Consider the following 16,632-nt stretch of genomic DNA (forward strand, 5'->3'; position numbering starts at 1 on the left):
TTTTGGGGAGGAGAGAAAGGGCGGAGCGTTTTCGGATTGATTCGGCTTGGCTTTGCGCGCGCGCTGCGGCAGATTAAACGATGAACATCAAAGGAGGTTAGCAATGACGGACAAAAACTGGCGAGAAGAGATCGTTCAGGCAATTCAGGATGCCGAATTGCAGCACTTCGCCGAAGAACATCAGCTGCAGGCGCTGTTCGCGCCGCAGCAGGAAGAGCAACACGGCCGGTTATCCGCAGACCACCGGCCGCGCTGAGTTATTTCCGCAACAGCTGCGGGTTGACGCAGTTTTCTTTCACCGTGCCGGTCAACGCGGCGATCAAATTATCCACCGCGCAGGCGGCCATGCCGTAGCGCGTTTCATGGGTGGCGGAGCCGATGTGCGGCAACGCCACCACGTTCGGCATGCTGAGCAGCGGTGAGTTGGCCGGCAGCGGCTCTTTCTCGAACACGTCCAACCCGGCGGCGTGGATCACGCCGTTTTGCAGCGCTTCGATCAGCGCCTGCTCATCCACCACCGGCCCGCGGCCGGCGTTGATCAGAATGCCGCTTTTCTTCATCTTCGCCAGCTGATCGCGGCCGATCATGTGGAAGGTTTGTTCGGTCAGCGGCAGCGTGATGCACACGAAATCCGACTCGGCCAGCAGGGTATCCAGATCGCAGCGGCGTGCGTTAAAGCGCTGCTCCGCCTCTTCGTGCGTGCGGCGGGCATTGTACAGCACCGGCATGCCGAAGCCGAAGTGCGCGCGCTGCGCCAGCGCCAGGCCGATGCGCCCCATGCCGAGGATGCCGATGGTTTTATGGTGCACGTCGACGCCGAACCAGTCCGGCCCGATGCTGCCGCGCCATTCGCCGGCCTTCACCCGCTCCGCCACTTCCACCACCCGGCGCGCGGTCGCCAGCACCAGGCTCATGATGGTGTCGGCGACGGTTTCGGTCAGCACCGTCGGGGTGTGCATCAGCAGCACGTTATGGGCGTTGAGCGCCTCGACGTCGAAGTTGTCGTAGCCGACGGAAACGGTCGAGGCCGCGCGCAGTTTGGGCGCCTGCTTCAGGAAGGCTTCGTCAATTTTACCGCCGGAACCGATGATCCCTTCGGCCTGCTGCAGCGCCTGGCGCAGTTCGTCGCGGTTCTCCGGCTGCAGGCCGTTGAAGGCGTGCACGGTGAAGTGCTGTTCCAGACGTTCACGCAGATCGGCGGGCAGGCTTTTGTACAATACGATAGAAGGCTTCATCACGAACTCCAGCTGGGCCAAAGGGGGCATGGCGCCCCCCGGTTGGGTTAACAGATAAAAAGTATAACCGGATCAAGCCAATTGCGGCTGGATCTCGTTGCGGGCGGGTTTGACGATCAGCGTCAACACCACCGCCACCACCAGTGCGATGGCCATAAACATGTAAGAGGCCGCCGGGCTGCCGGTGGCGCCATTCAGATAGCCGACGAACCACGAACCGAAGAACGACCCCAGCGCGCCCATGCTGTTGATCAGCGCCATGGCGCCCCCGGCGACGTTTTTCGGCAGCATTTCCGGAATGATGGCGAAGAACGGCCCGTAGGGGGCGTACATCGCGGCGCCGGCGACCACCAGCAGGCCGTAGGAGATCCAGAAGTGGTTGGCGCCGACGGCGTAAGAGCCGAAGAACGCCAGCGCGCCGATCAGCAGCAACGGCCAGACGAACAGCTTGCGGTTTTGCATTTTGTCCGACGCCCAGGAGACCACGATCATGGCGATGGTGGCCGCCAGGTAAGGCACCGCCGACAGCCAGCCGGCTTCCACCATGCCCATCTGCATGCCGCTGCGCAGGATGGAAGGCAGCCACAGCACGAAGCCGTACACGCCGATGCTCCAGGCGAAGTACTGCACGCACAGCAGGATCACGTTGCGCGAACGGAAGGCTTCGCCGTAGTTGCGCACGGCCTTGATGCCTTTCTGCTCTTCGTCCAGCTGCTGTTGCAGCGCCTGTTTCTCATCGGCGCTCAGCCAGCCGGCCTGCGCCGGTTTGTCTTTCGCCAGCACCCACCAGCAGAACGCCCAGATAACCGCCGGAATGCCCTCGATGATGAACATTTCACGCCAGCCGAAGGCGTGGATCAGGTAGCCGGACACCACCGACATCCACAGCACCGTCACCGGGTTGCCGAGGATCAGGAAGGTATTGGCGCGTGAGCGCTCCGATTTGGTGAACCAGTTGCTGATGTAGATCAGCATCGCCGGCATTACCGCCGCTTCCACCACGCCGAGGATAAAGCGGATGGCGGCCAGCATCGGAATATTGCTCACCACGCCGGTCAGCGAGGCGCAGCCGCCCCACAGGATCAGGCACCAGAAGATCAGTTTTTTGACGCTGCGACGTTCGGCGTAGATGGCGCCGGGAATTTGGAAGAAGAAATAACCGAGGAAAAACAGCGCGCCCAGCAGCGAGGACATGCCTTTGGTGATGCCGAGATCTTCATTAATGCCGGCGGCAGAGGCGAAGCTGAAGTTGGCGCGATCGAGATAGGCCAGGCTGTAGGTGATAAACACGATGGGCATGATGTACCACCAGCGTTTGGCCGCGACAGTCGCTTTGTTCATGTTCAGTATCCTTCAGTGGTGTTGCGTCCCCTTCGCCCGGCACGCTGGGCATGCAAGAGGAAGGGGCAGATGCTCTCCCGACGCGTCCCGGTTGTAGGGCCAGAGGCTGACGTCATGCGGAGAAGTCGTTTTTTTATTGTTATTCGGCCAGCGCCGCGCGGGTCGGCAGGCCCTCGCTGTCGCCGATGGCCTGGATCGCCAGCGAACCGATTTTGTTGCCGCGCTGCACCGCCTGTATCAGCGTTTTGCCTTCCAGCAGGGCGCTGAGGGTGCCGACGGCAAAGCCGTCACCGGCGCCGACGGTATCCACCACGTTGTCGACCTTGACCGCGGCCACCGCCGCCTTGTCGCCGGCGGCGGTTTTAAACCAGGCGCCGTCCGGGCCGGTTTTGATGATCACCGCCTGCACGCCGCGTTCCAGATAGAAATCGGCGATGCCTTCCGGCGTCGATTGGCCGGTGAGGATCTGCCCCTCTTTCAGCCCCGGCAGCACCCAGTCGGCGGCGAACGCCAGCTGGTTCAGCTGCTCGATCATCACCTCGCGGCTGGGCCACAGCACCGGGCGCAGATTGGGATCGAATGAAATGGTTTTGCCCATGGCGCGCATCTCGCGCGCCGCATGGTGGCACAGCGCCAGCGATTCGCTGGACAGCGCCGCCGCCACGCCGCTCAGGTGCAGGTGGCGCGCGGAACCGAAATACTCAGGGTTGAAATCGGCGACCGACAGGTGGCTGGCCGCCGAGCCTTTGCGGAAGTATTCCACGCTGGGATCGGTACCATCGGCGGTTTTGGATTTCACCTGAAAGCCGGTGGGATAGTGGCCGTCGACCGTCACCTGCCGGTAGTTGATGCCTTCTTTTTTCAGCTGCTGCAGGGTGAAGCGGCCGAACGAATCGTTGCCGACGCGGCTGACCCAGCCGACATTCATGCCCAGGCGCGCCAGGCCGATCGCCACGTTCAGCTCGGCGCCGGCGATGCGTTTGGTGAAGGTTTCCACCTCCGCCAAATCGCCGGTTTGCGCCGCCACGAACATCGCCATGGCTTCGCCCAGCGTGACCACATCCAGGGGCGCCTGCTGCGCCGTGGTTGCCGTTAACGTTGTCATCATGGGGTTACTCCGCACGCAAAATATTGACGTAATGGCGGGTGACGGCTTCCAGATCATCGCCCTGCAACGGGAATTCGATGCCGCGCGGTGCATCGTGCGGCAGGCGGGCCAGCAGATCGCGCCAGCTGCCGTCGGTATCGTCCAGCGCGACGGCGCGCCAGCCGCGCGGGCCTTGGGTGGCGGCTTTGACGTGCACGTAACCGACGTGGCGGGCCAGGCGTTCGGCGGCGGCGAAAGCGTCTTGCCCCACCCATAGCCAGTTGGCCATATCGAAGGTCATGCTGACCGGCAGGTGGCTATCTTCCGCGGCGTGGAAAAAGGCGTTCAGCATCGACAAAATGCCGCAGTCCGGCGTCTGATCGTTTTCGACCACCAGTTTGACCGGCTGCTGCTCCAGCGCCACTTTCAGCTCGGTAAAATCAAAACCGGGGCGGAAATGGCCGAGGGACAACTTCAGATGGCGCGCGTTCAGCGCCTGCGCTTCCGCCAGCAGCGCCGCCAGGTTGGGGTTCAGCGTATGTTGCGGGGTGAACAGCGCCTCAGGGGCGGAGTAGACGGCGAACAGCTGTTGGCGTTCGATTTCTTGCGCCAGGGCCGGCAGGCTGTCCAATTCGCCGGCGGCGAACAGTTCGCGGCGGATCTCCACCCCGTCGGCGCCCGCGCCGGCGATGATGGGCAACAGCGCGCGCTGGCCGCCGTATTGTTTGACGGTATCGGTGCCGTAGGCGCCGGTGACCACGATGATTTCTGTTTTCATTTTGACTCCTGAGGCGGCATTGTCGCCGCCGCTGCTGTTACCGTTACGTTAAATGGAACCGGTTCCAGCGAAAAGCGACAGAGTGTAAAAATATGATCGCAATCACGAAGCTGAGCAAAAAACAGCCGATGAGGGCGGGGCGGGCAACGGCCCCGAAGAAGGCGGGTTAGCGGGTGGTGGAGCCGCGGACGATCAGCTCGCCGGAGAACATCTGCTCGCCGCTGGGGGCGGCCAGGCCCTGAATGCGCTGCACCAGCCGCTCCAGTGCCGCGTGCCCCATTTGGTAGGTGGGCTGTTTCAGCGTGGTGATGCCGACGCCCGCCAGCTCCGCCCACTCCAGCTCGTCGAAGCCCAGCAGGCCGATGTCGTTGCCCCACTGAATGCCGAGCCGGCGCATGGCGCGCGCCACCTGCAGCGTCAGGGCGCCGTTGGCGGAGATCACCGCCTTGCGCATGCCGCGATGGCGGCCGCTGAAATCGCTCAGCACCTGCTCCAGCTTCTGCCGATCGTTGAGCGGCGTTTCGGCCTGCTCCGCCGACAGCGTGGGGTGCTGCGCCATGGTATGTCTGAAAGCGTGCAGGCGCTCGAGACGGGTATTGACCGTACCGAGCGGCTCGCTGAGGAACAAAATCGCTTCGAAACCTTGTTGCAGCAGGTGTTCGGTGGCGACGGTGGCGGCTTCGCGGTTGTTCAGGCCCACCACGTCGCAGGCGAAATCGGGGATTTTGCGGTCGATCAGTACCATCGGCAGCATCGACTGCTGCAGCGTGGATAACGCTTCCTCGCGCATGCCGACCGCGTTGACCACGATGCCCTCCACCCGGTAACTGCTGAGCAGCTGCAGGTAGTGCTGTTCCTGATTGACTTCGTTGTTGGTGTTACACACCAGCAGGGTAAAGCCGTGCTGGCGGCAGGCGGCCTCGATGCCGCGCATCACGTCCACCGAATAGGGGTTGGTGATATCGGCGAGGATCAGGCCGATCAGGCGGGTCTGGCCGCCCTTCAGGCTGCGCGCCATTTGGCTTGGCCGGTAGTCGAGCTGCTGGATCGCCTGTTCGATGCGCTGTTTGAGATCGTCGGAAAGCAGGTGTTGTTCACCATTCAGATAGCGCGACACGCTGGTCTTGCCGGTTTTGGCGATGCTGGCCACATCGCTGATGGTGGCGCGCCCTGAGGCGCGCGTTGCCTTGCCTGTGCTCACAGCCGATCCCTCCTGCGGTTAATTGTCAAGGAGACTACCATACCCGATGTGCGTGCGGGAATGTTGAAGGGTAAGGAGAAAATCGCAGGGAGGCGGCGGGGCGCCGGTGGCGCCCCGCACGAGATTACTGCAGCGGGCTGAGGGTGATCTCGACGCGGCGGTTTTGCGCCTTGCCTTCCGCGGTGCTGTTGGAGGCGATCGGGTTGTCCGGGCCGGCACCGGTGGTGCGGATACGGTTCGCCGCCACGCCTTGGGTGATCAGCGCGCTGGCTACGCCGTCGGCGCGCTGCTGCGACAGGTTCATGTTGAGCGAGCGGGAGCCGGTGCTGTCGGTGTAGCCGACAACGTTGACTGCGGTTTTCGGATACTCTTTCAGCACCATGGCGACGCCGGTCAGGGTGTTGGCGCCCGCCGGTTTCAGCGTGGCGCTGCTGCTGTCGAAGGTCACGTTGTTCGGCATGTTCAGCACGATGTTGTCGCCCTGACGGGTGACGCTGACGCCGGTGCCCTTCATCTTGTCGCGCAGTTTGGCTTCCTGCACGTCCATGTAATAGCCTGCGCCGCCGCCGAGGGCTGCACCGGCCGCTGCGCCGATCAGCGCGCCTTTGCCGCGATCTTTCTTGGAAGAGGACAGCACGCCGACGCCGGCGCCCAGTGCGGCGCCGAGGCCCGCGCCGATGCCGGATTTACCGGCTTCGGATTCGCCGGTGTAAGGGTTGGTGGTACAGGCCGACAGCGCGAGCGTGAGGCTCACGGCGCCGGCAATAATTGCAATGCGTTTTTTCATGTTCTTGTCCTTAATGGCATCAGAATCTGTACGCGCCGGCCCAAAGCGGGGACGCAAAAAAAAAGTGGGTGACGCAGGGAGCCCGCGTCGCCGCGCTACCTATGACGCGCGGTTTCGCCGGCAGTTCCGGAGAAAAACGTGACAAATGATGAGCGCGGGTAAGTGCTGGGGGAGTTATGCGGTAAAACGCCGGGCGGCGCTATGCAGCGGATTCTTAATTGTGCGCATCCGGAGTGCGGATGCGCCTTTTTTAAGCATAACAGGTTGAATTTTCGACTGCCGGCCAGTTCATGATCAGCGTATAGGCCTGGGTTTCATCATTGAACAGGCGCTGCGTCACCTGAAAACCGTGCCTGTGGTAGAACGCGCAGGCGCGCAGGTTCTGCTGGTACACCTCCAGGCTGAGCCGGCGGTAGCGCTGCTGCACGTGCGTCATCAGCGCCTGGGCGACGCCGCGGCCGTGAAACGCCCGCTCGACAAACAGCGCGCCGATGAACTGCTCGTCCAGCACGCTGATAAAGCCGACGATCTCGTCGTCATGCCAGCAGGCCCAGCTTTGCGCGCGCGGCAGGTAGTTTTCACGCACCAGCGCGGCGCTCTCACGCCAGTATTTTTCCGCCACGAACGGATGAGCGGCGATGGTGCTGGGCAGCCACAGCGCCATCAGCCGGTCGATATCCTCCGGGCCACAGGGGCGGATCACCGTGGCTTTGGGTAGCACATGCATCCCGTGAGATGATCGTTCACCAGCCCGCTGGCCTGCATGAAGGCGTAACAAACGGTGGAGCCGATAAACTTGAAGCCGCGTTTTTTTAGCGCCTTGGACATGGCGTCGGACTGCTCGGTTTTGGCCGGCACCTGGTTCAGCGCCTGCCAGCGGTTGAGCTGCGGCCTGCCGCCGACGAAGTCCCAAATGAAGGTAACGAAATTCTCGCCGGCCGCCTCCATCGCCAGATAGGCTTTGGCGTTGGTGATGATGGCTTCTATCTTGCCGCGGTGGCGGATGATGCCGCTGTCCTGCAGCAGGTTTTCCACGTCTTGTTCGGTCATGGCGGCGACCCGCTGCGGATCGAAACCGTGGAAAGCGCGGCGGTAGTTCTCGCGCTTTTTCAGCACGGTGATCCAGGAAAGGCCGGCCTGCTGCCCCTCGAGGCACAGCATTTCAAACAGCTCGCGCGCGTCGGTGGTGGGCGCACCCCATTCCTGGTCGTGATACTCGAGATACAACGGATCGGCCGTCACCCAACCGCAACGTTCGTCTGCCATCCTGACTGTCCTTATGCTGTATTTATGAACAGTAATCATCGCTCGAAGCGCCGAACTTGGCAAGCCTCTGATTGTTTTGTCATCAGCCCGCTTGACGTGACGAAAAAGCCGACAATAGTTACTACATGGCCGGTGGGAAACCGGCCAACGATAAAAACGACATTGCCTTCATTTGCAGGCTCTCAGGAGTCGATTCATGCCTCTAAAAATAACGTGCATGCCCCGCCCGGCGGCGCTTGCAGTGGCGTTGCTTTGCAGTGTGACCCTTCCGGCTCAGGCGTACGATCAACTCTACGTCTTTGGCGATAGCCTGAGCGATACCGGCAACAACGGCCGGTTCACCTATGACGGTAACCAGCACCTGCTGTACGACGAAGCGTTGGCGCAACGCATCGGGGCGGCGCTGGTGGCTTCGGACAACGGCGGTGAGAACTACGCCGCCGGCGGCGCCGTGGCGATGCCGGGCCTGAACCCGGCCGATAACACCCAGGATCAGGTGCAGCGCTATCTGAACCGGGTCAACGGCCAGGCCGACGGCGACGGTTTGTACGTTCATTGGATCGGCGGCAATGATCTGGCGGCGGCGGCATTAAATGCCGCTACCGCGCCCGGCGTGGCCTATAACAGCGCCGCCGCGGCAGCCGCGCAGGTGCATTCGCTGCTGAACGCCGGTGCCGGCACGGTGATCGTGCCGACGGTGCCGAACATCGGCTCCACGCCGCAGCTGATGGAATTGATCATTCAACAGGCGCTGTCGCCGGTGCAGGGAGCGGCGATCCAGGCGGCCTATGCCACGCTTAATTCGGTGGCGACGCCGGACAACGCTTCACGCACGCAGGCGATTCATGCGGCGTTGGCCGCCGCGGCGAAGCAGGGCAGCGCCATTCCTCAGGTGCAGCAGGCGATCGCCACGCAGCTTATTGCGGCGTATGACAGCCTGAGCGAGCAGGCCGCCCAGCTGACCGATTTCTATAATCAAAGTGAAGACCTTTTGCTGGCGCAGGGCGGCGGCAATATCGTGCGGGTGGACGTCAACAAGCTGTTCGCCGAAGCGATCGCCAATCCGGCGCAGTTCGGCTTCGCCAACACCGCCGGCATGGCTTGCCCGCCGGGCGTTTCCTCGGCGGTCTGCAGCTCCGATATGCCCGGCTTCGACGCCGGCCAGTCCTATCTGTTCTCCGACCATTTCCACCCGAGCCCGCAGGCGCACCTGCTGATTGCGGATTATATCCAGGCGGTGTTGGATGGCCCGGCGCAGGTGGTGGCGCTGAATCAGGCGACGGCGGCGATGGCGCGCGACAGCCGCGCCACGCTCGACAGCCGCTTCCAGCAGCTGCGCCACGGCGAAAACCCGCAGGGTTCGCTGGGCGTGTTCGGCGGTTACGCCGGCCAGCACTATGACTATGCCGATAACCGGGCGGCGGGGGACGGCAACGCCACCACCCACAACCTGACCGTCGGGGTGGACTATCAGCTGACCGACGGCTGGCTGATCGGCGCGTTGATCGCCGGTTCCAACGACGATCAACATCCTTCCAGCCGCTTTGATTACAAGGCGCGCGGACTGCTGCTGTCGGCTTTCAGTTCACTGGCGATATTCGAGCAGGGCTGGGTCAACGCCGATTTGCACTATGCGACGATGGATTATGACGACATCCGCCGCAGCCTGCGGCTGGGGCCGCTGACGCGCACCGAAACCGGTTCGACCACCGGCAGGCAGTGGGGCGCGCGCGTGACCGCCGGCTATGACTTCCCGATCGCTTCTTACCTGACCACCGGGCCGGTGGCGCAGTTCGCCTGGGATTACAGCCACGTTTCCGGCTACAGCGAAGATGGCGATGACAGCACCGCCATGCGCTTCAACGATCAAACCTACCACTCGCAGATCGGCGCGTTGGGCTGGCGGCTGGATACGCAATTCGGCGTGTTTAACCCTTATGCGGAAGTGAGTTATCAGCACCAGTTCGGCGACGACGTCTACCGCGCCGGCGGCGGCCTGAAATCGACGCAAACCTCGTTCACCCGCGACAGTGCGGGCCAGGACAAAAACTGGGTGGATGTCACGTTGGGGGCCAACATGCCGTTGACGGACAGGGTATCGGCCTTCGCCACCGTCTCGCAAACCGGCGGGCTAAGCAGCGGCGAGCAGTTTATGTATAACGTAGGCGTCAGCGCGCGCTTTTGAACGAATCGGACAGAGAATGAGGCTAATGGAAGGCGGGGTGGCAAGGCGGTGCATGTGAGTGAGACTGTACTTTAGTACAACTATCATTTGTCGCTAAAAGCTCTTATCGTTGTTGCATAACGATAAAATACAGCACTACAAAAAAAAACTGATCCTATAAAGGATCAGGTAGCCACTTGGCCAACACCAGGGAAAATTTTGGTTATTATTGTATATCCAAATCTTCACTGTCAATGGCTTTCTCCCTTCATCATTGGATGTGGGGCGTTTTTGCCTGCCTGCCTCATACCTCCCATCTTCAGCTCGACAGAACAATTTTTGTCAGATTCACGTCATGATGCTGAGTTGTTATGGTTTTGTTTTATTTGTGTTTATCCGCCGTGCCATGCCTTCTATCGGCCCTTCTTCAGTGAAGCGCTTATTTCACGATTAAATTAATTTCCCCTCCGAAATTATTTAAATTTACGCTTTAAAGCGCATGGCCATTATTAACGCATCCTCTATGTCTGCCAGATTAATTTACTTGGCAGCGCAACCGGGTTATACTCTTCTGCGTTTTATAGTATTGTTATTTCTTGAAGAGGATGGGTGAGTGTCTAACTTTTTTTTCAATAATGAAACCATTAATGCCTCTATCAAAGAAGAGTTGGAACGTGGTCTGAGTAAATACAATAATATAAAATATGCCTATGCTATAATGAATAAAAGAAATCCGGCTAATTTCTCAATCGTTTCCAATAGAACGGAGTGGTTTGAGTTTTATATCAAGAATAACTATCAGTTTATTGATCCCGTTTTGATTACCGCATCGCATAGAATTACCCCGTTTACCTGGGATAAAGATTTGGAAATTGGCTCAGGGTTAAAGTTGCCAAAGATTTTCGATATGGCTAAGAACTACAATATTATTAATGGATATACTTTTGTGTTGCACGATCATCATCATAATCTGGTGGTGTTATCCATTATGCTGGATAAGCATTGTGATACAGATGTTGAACAGCAGATTGACAATAATAAGGCCGAAATTCAAATGCTGCTGATTACCATGCACGGAAAAATGACGGCGCTCTACCAGGAAATGAGCACGCCTGCTGACTTTGAAAAGATGAATCAGCGGGAGTTTTTCTCCAAGCGTGAAAATGAGATTATTTACTGGGCGAGCTTAGGTAAGTCCTACCAAGAAATTGCACTTATCTTGGGAATAAAACTCACTACGGTAAAATATCACATTGGCAACGCTGTCAAAAAGCTTGGCGTCACCAATGCCAAACATGCCATCAGGTTAGGTGTGGAGCTGCAACTCATCCGGCCGCTTCTCGCAGATGCGGAAGGATAATGGCCATGCATCCAACGGGTTATCCCATTTTGTGGCGTGTTGGTTGATGCGCGCTAGCAATCTGTTCCGGTTGGCATCGTCTATCGGCATGTAGATCAGGTAAATATTTTTATTTTTCTCGGAACATCCGGTTTTTACCACCGAGATATGCCAGCCGGAACGTTGGAAAATGATGCGCATCGGGTGACTGATAATGGCGTAAATGCCTTCGTAGCCGCAGCTTCTTACATAATTTATCATCGATAGAAAAAGCATGGCGCTAATCGGCGCTTGATGGAGTTGAAGTGCTTGAATGCGAGCCTTATCTATAAATAATCTGCTGGCTTCAACGTAATTTCCATCGGGGAGTTTTATATCGTTAAAGTAATTGTTGAACACACCATCGCTGATCATGTTTGGGTGTTTCGTTTCGATAAATCGCAAGCTGCAAATGACGTGATTCTGGTAGGTGCCGAAAATATAGGTGGCGTGACGATTGTCGTATTCGTCAAATTCCATGTTGTTTTCACAATTAACGAGCCAGTCTAAACGGTCTTTAAACGTTTTTTTTCTTAAAGAGAATAGTTCTTTCGATCTGTTATCTGGCAGCAAATTATAGTCTACGTCAAAGAGTTCTATCATTTTCAATCTTTTTCCTAAGCGACTTAAATGGTTTTTTAGCTGCGGCTGTCATTTGTTTTTATTATACTACCAGAGTCATTATGGCAAGTAAATTTCAGGCGGTGCGGCATCGGCGAGAATAAAGTAGTATATAACACTGAGTTATGTTTTTTTTCATTCTATTCACTTATTTGAATGTTTTTCAACACGCCTGTAGTTTGACGAAGAGGCGTCAAGCTGACGGTAGTAGAGCATGTAGGGTATGACGCGATATTTCTCTCAAGCAAACCAGTCGAGTCTGCGATAGCGGTGCTGTTGCCTCGCCCCTGAGGACGGTGGAGGCAGTACCGGGGATTTACCGCGCTGATGTCGCCGGCGGTTTCCGTGGCTGAAGGGTGAAAATCCAGCGCTTCTCGTCCCGATTCGCACTTGTTGCCGGATTCTGGCTGTATATCTTACGGTCAAAGGGTATACTGGCGCATTCCATCTAAATCCACTTGTATCGCGTGCGAATTCAACATGCAAAAGTTTGATACCAAGACCTTCCAGGGCCTGATCCTGACACTGCAGGATTATTGGGCGCGCCAGGGCTGCACCATCGTTCAACCATTGGACATGGAAGTCGGCGCGGGAACCTCACACCCGATGACGTGCCTGCGCGCACTGGGGCCGGAGCCGATGGCCGCCGCCTATGTGCAGCCATCCCGCCGCCCGACCGACGGCCGCTACGGTGAAAACCCGAACCGTCTCCAGCACTACTACCAGTTCCAGGTGGTGATTAAGCCATCGCCGGACAACATTCAGGAACTCTACCTGGGCTCGCTGAAAGAGCTGGGTCTGGATCCGACCATCCACGACATTCGCTTCGTGGAAGACAACTGGGAAAACCCGACGCTCGGCGCCTGGGGCCTGGGTTGGGAAGTGTGGCTGAACGGCATGGAAGTGACGCAGTTCACCTACTTCCAGCAGGTCGGCGGCCTGGAGTGCAAGCCGGTGACCGGCGAGATCACCTACGGCCTGGAGCGCCTGGCGATGTACATCCAGGGCGTGGACAGCGTATATGATCTGGTGTGGAGCAACGGCCCGCTGGGCGTCACCACCTACGGCGACGTGTTCCACCAGAACGAAGTGGAGCAGTCCACCTACAACTTCGAATACGCCGATGTCGACTTCCTGTTCTCCTGCTTCGAGCAGTACGAGAAAGAAGCCCAATCGCTGCTGGCGCTGGAAAAACCGCTGCCGCTGCCGGCCTACGAACGCATCCTGAAGGCGGGCCATACCTTCAACCTGCTGGACGCGCGCAAGGCGATTTCGGTGACCGAGCGTCAACGCTACATTCTGCGCATCCGCACGCTGACCAAAGCCGTTGCCGAAGCCTACTACGCTTCCCGCGAAGCGCTGGGCTTCCCGATGTGCAACAAGAAGAACGAGAACTAAGAGGCAGCCATGACTCAACAGACTTTCCTGGTGGAAATCGGCACGGAAGAGCTGCCGCCGAAGGCTCTTCGTTCCCTGGCGGAATCTTTCGCCGCCAACTTCACCGCCGAGCTGGACAACGCCGGCCTGGAACACGGTGACGTGAGCTGGTTCGCCGCACCGCGCCGTCTGGCGCTGAAAGTGGCCAACCTGAGCGCGGCGCAGGCCGATCGCGAAATTGAAAAACGCGGCCCGGCGATCGCCCAGGCGTTCGACGCCGAAGGCAAACCGAGCAAAGCGGCCGAAGGCTGGGCGCGCGGCTGCGGCATCACCGTCGATCAGGCTGAACGCCTGGTGACCGACAAGGGCGAGTGGTTGATGTACCGCGCCCACGTCAAAGGCCAGTCGGCGCAGGCGCTGCTGGCCGGCATGGTCAGCACCGCGCTGGCTAAACTGCCGATTCCGAAACTGATGCGTTGGGGCGACTCCGACGTGCAGTTCGTGCGTCCGGTGCACACCGTCACGATGCTGCTGGGCGCCGATCTGATCCCGGGCACCGTGCTGGGCATCGACTCTGCGCGCACCGTGCGCGGCCACCGCTTCATGGGCGAAGCCGAGTTCACCCTCGACAACGCCGACCAATACCCGCAGATCCTGCTGGAGCGCGGCAAAGTGGTCGCCGATTATGAAGCGCGTAAAGCCCTCATCAAGCGCGACGCCGAGCTGGCGGCGCAGAAGATTGGCGGCAAGGCCGATCTGAGCGACAGCCTGCTGGAAGAAGTGGCCTCGCTGGTGGAATGGCCGGTGGTGCTGACCGCCAAATTCGAAGAGAAATTCCTGGCGGTGCCGGCGGAAGCGCTGGTGTACACCATGAAGGGCGACCAGAAGTATTTCCCGGTGTACGACGCCGCGGGCAAACTGCTGCCGAACTTTATCTTCGTGGCCAACATCGAGTCGAAAGACCCGCAGCAGATCATCTCCGGTAACGAGAAAGTGGTGCGTCCGCGTCTGGCCGACGCCGAGTTCTTCTTCAACACCGACCGCAAGAAACGCCTGGAAGACAACCTGCCGCGCCTGGAAACCGTGCTGTTCCAACAGCAGCTGGGCACCCTGCGCGACAAGACCGACCGCATTCAGGCGCTGGCGGGCTGGGTTGCCGGCCAGATCGGCGCCGACGTCAACCACGCCACCCGCGCGGGCCTGCTGTCGAAGTGCGACCTGATGACCAACATGGTGTTCGAATTCACCGACACCCAGGGCGTGATGGGCATGCACTATGCGCGCCACGACGGTGAGGCGGAAGACGTCGCCGTTGCGCTGAACGAGCAGTATCAGCCGCGCTACGCCGGCGATGCGCTGCCGCAGTCGCTGGTGGCCTGTTCCCTGGCGATCGCCGACAAGATGGACACCCTGGCCGGCATCTTCGGCATCGGGCAGCATCCGAAAGGCGATAAAGACCCGTTCGCGCTGCGCCGCGCCGCGCTGGGCGTATTGCGCATCATCGTCGAGAAAAACCTGCCGCTGGATCTGCAGACCCTGACCGAAGAGGCCGTGCGCCTGTACGGCAGCAAGCTGACCAACGCCAAGGTGGTCGACGAGGTGGTGGAATTCATGCTGGGCCGCTTCCGCGCCTGGTATCAGGAAGAAGGCCACGCTGTCGATACCATTCAGGCGGTGCTGGCGCGCCGTCCGACCAAGCCGGCCGACTTCGACGCGCGCGTCAAGGCGGTCTCCCACTTCCGTACGCTGGAAGCGGCGGCGGCGCTGGCTGCGGCCAACAAACGCGTCTCCAATATTCTGGCCAAGTCTACCGAAACGCTGAACGACAGCGTGCGCGCCTCGGTGCTGAAGGACGCGGCGGAGATCCAGTTGGCGACTCACCTGGTGGTGCTGCGCGACAAGCTGCAGCCGTACTTCGCGGCGGGCAACTACCAGGAAGCGCTGGTGGAGCTGGCTGCGCTGCGCGAGCCGGTGGATGCGTTCTTCGACAACGTGATGGTCATGGCGGACGATGCGGAAGTGCGCGTGAACCGTCTGACGCTGTTGAGCAAGCTGCGCGAACTGTTCCTGCAGGTGGCGGATATCTCCGTGCTGCAGTAAGTGGCCTCTCTGCTGTGACAAGGCGCCTGCGGGCGCCTTTTTTTATTTCCGTTTCCTGGGGGCGAAGGCAAGGTCGCCTGGCGACTTGAGGGGCGACTTGGGGAAATTGAAGCGTCCGGTCGCCGACGGCAATGAACCTCAGTGCGTTTTGCGCACGATTTTCAACCGCATCCGGCCGGGGCAATGCTCATCGCAAGCGGAATCGCGTATCGGAATGCCGCCAGTTGATCTATTCTTATAGGCGCACGGAGTGCGGTAAAAGGGGCGGAGTCCAATGAAAAAGCAGGTTTATAACAGGAGTTATGTCACATGGCGGTAGGGATCCAGAGCAGAGGTTTCGCGCGTTGGTTGGCACCGGTATTGGCATTGTTGGTGGTCATGCAATTGACCGCCTGCGGCGATAAAGAGCCGGAACAGCGCAAAGCATTTATCGATTACTTACAGAATACCGTGATGCGCAGCGGGGCGAACATCCCCACGCTGAGCGAAGACCAGAAGCAGAAGTTCGGCAACTATGCCGGCGATTACGCGATTTTGGTCGGCTTTTCGCAGCAGCTGTCCAAGTCGGTCGGCGCCAGCCTGACGCCGGCGCTGGATCAGATTAACCAGATCCGCACCGCGCAGGACTACCTGAACAAACGCGACGCGCTGCAGCAATCGGTCGGCGCGTTGAACCTGCTGGGCCAACAGATCCAGTCCGCTAAATCGCAGGCGGATACCGCCCGCGCGGCGCTGAAGCAGCCCGACGATCTGAAGGCGGTGTACAACCAGGCCTATGACAAGATCGTTACCGCACCGGCCAACGCCTTGATGCCGGCGATCCCGACCACCGCCGGCTTCGTGCAGGATCTGGTGCAGGTTGGCGATTTCCTGCAGAGCCAGGGCAATCAGGTCAGTTTCAACAACAACGGCGTGCAGTTCCGCACCGCGCAGCAGGTGGCGCAGTACAACACCATGATGTCGAATCTGGTGGCCAAGCAGCAGAACCTGCTGAATGCGCAGAAAGCCGTTCAAAGCGTGACGCAATAACGCACCGCATTCACGACATACGGGCCGGCATTGCCGGCCCGTTTTATTTCCCCTCAGCGCTTCCAATAGCTTGCTGGTTTATTGCGCAGGCTTCTGTACTACACTTCAATTAATCCATTCATTCGGCAATGTAGTTTTCTTTCATTCATCACTTCGCTAGTTCCCGGCGGGATGAATGCTCACAGGGATGATCAAACAGAGCGTCGCGATCGGCGCCGCAGTTGAAAATAAATTGTGATGTTTATCACAATTCAAAAACAAACAATCA

The 16,632-nt window shown here is 59.2% G+C and carries 15 protein-coding genes; 6 read left to right on the forward strand and 9 right to left on the reverse strand.

What is annotated here, in order from left to right:
- The first annotated feature begins 103 nt into the window (after positions 1-103).
- Complete coding sequence (locus tag SSARUM2_RS00090; protein WP_019455508.1) at positions 104-256, forward strand: hypothetical protein; 153 nt, start codon at positions 104-106, stop codon at positions 254-256.
- Between the two features lies 1 nt (position 257).
- On the opposite strand, the gene ghrB is transcribed toward SSARUM2_RS00090, so the two are convergent.
- From ghrB to SSARUM2_RS00130, 8 genes are all read right to left on the reverse strand, one after another.
- Entirely contained in the window at positions 258-1,235 is a 978-nt protein-coding gene (gene ghrB, locus SSARUM2_RS00095; protein ID WP_033636542.1) for a glyoxylate/hydroxypyruvate reductase GhrB, read from the reverse strand.
- 72 nt (positions 1,236-1,307) lie between these two features.
- Entirely contained in the window at positions 1,308-2,576 is a 1,269-nt protein-coding gene (locus SSARUM2_RS00100) for an MFS transporter (RefSeq protein ID WP_033636543.1), read from the reverse strand.
- Positions 2,577-2,715: 139 nt separating this feature from the next.
- On the reverse strand, positions 2,716-3,681 hold the full coding sequence (locus SSARUM2_RS00105) for a sugar kinase (RefSeq protein ID WP_033649579.1): 966 nt from the start codon (positions 3,679-3,681) through the stop codon (positions 2,716-2,718).
- Between the two features lie 7 nt (positions 3,682-3,688).
- The gene (locus SSARUM2_RS00110; protein WP_060439326.1) at positions 3,689-4,441 is read right to left on the reverse strand and encodes a hypothetical protein; all 753 of its coding nucleotides are present in this window, start codon (positions 4,439-4,441) and stop codon (positions 3,689-3,691) included.
- A 166-nt stretch (positions 4,442-4,607) separates the two neighbouring features.
- Positions 4,608-5,642 carry a LacI family DNA-binding transcriptional regulator gene (locus SSARUM2_RS00115; RefSeq protein WP_033653960.1) on the reverse strand — a complete coding sequence of 345 codons (1,035 nt, stop codon included), beginning with the start codon at positions 5,640-5,642 and terminating at the stop codon, positions 4,608-4,610.
- A 124-nt stretch (positions 5,643-5,766) separates the two neighbouring features.
- Positions 5,767-6,429 (reverse strand): OmpA family lipoprotein, encoded by a 663-nt coding sequence (locus SSARUM2_RS00120; protein ID WP_033631402.1) that lies wholly within the window; start codon positions 6,427-6,429, stop codon positions 5,767-5,769.
- A gap of 250 nt (positions 6,430-6,679) precedes the next feature.
- A complete protein-coding gene (locus tag SSARUM2_RS00125; protein WP_041037311.1) occupies positions 6,680-7,132 on the reverse strand; it encodes an N-acetyltransferase in 453 nt (150 codons plus the stop codon).
- The gene (locus SSARUM2_RS00130) at positions 7,129-7,695 is read right to left on the reverse strand and encodes a DNA-3-methyladenine glycosylase I (protein ID WP_033636547.1); all 567 of its coding nucleotides are present in this window, start codon (positions 7,693-7,695) and stop codon (positions 7,129-7,131) included. The genes SSARUM2_RS00125 and SSARUM2_RS00130 overlap by 4 nt, the downstream gene beginning before the upstream one ends.
- A gap of 196 nt (positions 7,696-7,891) precedes the next feature.
- Here SSARUM2_RS00130 and SSARUM2_RS00135 point away from each other — a divergent pair, with 196 nt between their 5' ends.
- Both SSARUM2_RS00135 and SSARUM2_RS00140 read left to right on the forward strand, forming a co-directional pair.
- Positions 7,892-9,880: an autotransporter domain-containing protein gene (locus SSARUM2_RS00135; protein ID WP_060439324.1), complete on the forward strand. Its 1,989-nt coding sequence runs from the start codon at positions 7,892-7,894 to the stop codon at positions 9,878-9,880.
- 592 nt (positions 9,881-10,472) lie between these two features.
- Entirely contained in the window at positions 10,473-11,219 is a 747-nt protein-coding gene (locus SSARUM2_RS00140; RefSeq protein ID WP_049211658.1) for a LuxR family transcriptional regulator, read from the forward strand.
- Here the strand turns inward: SSARUM2_RS00140 and SSARUM2_RS00145 are convergent.
- Positions 11,166-11,840, reverse strand: coding sequence for an acyl-homoserine-lactone synthase (locus SSARUM2_RS00145; protein ID WP_049211656.1), 675 nt, complete (start codon positions 11,838-11,840; stop codon positions 11,166-11,168). The two genes, SSARUM2_RS00140 and SSARUM2_RS00145, sit on opposite strands and share 54 nt — an antisense overlap.
- Positions 11,841-12,338: 498 nt before the next feature.
- Between SSARUM2_RS00145 and glyQ the strand changes: the two genes are divergently transcribed.
- The 3 genes from glyQ (at position 12,339) to SSARUM2_RS00160 (ending at position 16,364) form a co-directional block, all read left to right on the forward strand.
- Entirely contained in the window at positions 12,339-13,256 is a 918-nt protein-coding gene (gene glyQ, locus SSARUM2_RS00150) for a glycine--tRNA ligase subunit alpha (RefSeq protein ID WP_004933966.1), read from the forward strand.
- Between the two features lie 9 nt (positions 13,257-13,265).
- Positions 13,266-15,335: a glycine--tRNA ligase subunit beta gene (gene glyS / locus SSARUM2_RS00155; RefSeq protein ID WP_033649541.1), complete on the forward strand. Its 2,070-nt coding sequence runs from the start codon at positions 13,266-13,268 to the stop codon at positions 15,333-15,335.
- Positions 15,336-15,644: 309 nt separating this feature from the next.
- Positions 15,645-16,364 carry a DUF3053 domain-containing protein gene (locus tag SSARUM2_RS00160; protein WP_033636551.1) on the forward strand — a complete coding sequence of 240 codons (720 nt, stop codon included), beginning with the start codon at positions 15,645-15,647 and terminating at the stop codon, positions 16,362-16,364.
- The last annotated feature ends 268 nt before the right edge of the window (positions 16,365-16,632 follow it).

This window comes from Serratia sp. K-E0102, assembly GCF_029962625.1.
Classification (GTDB): Bacteria; Pseudomonadota; Gammaproteobacteria; order Enterobacterales; family Enterobacteriaceae; genus Serratia; species Serratia sarumanii.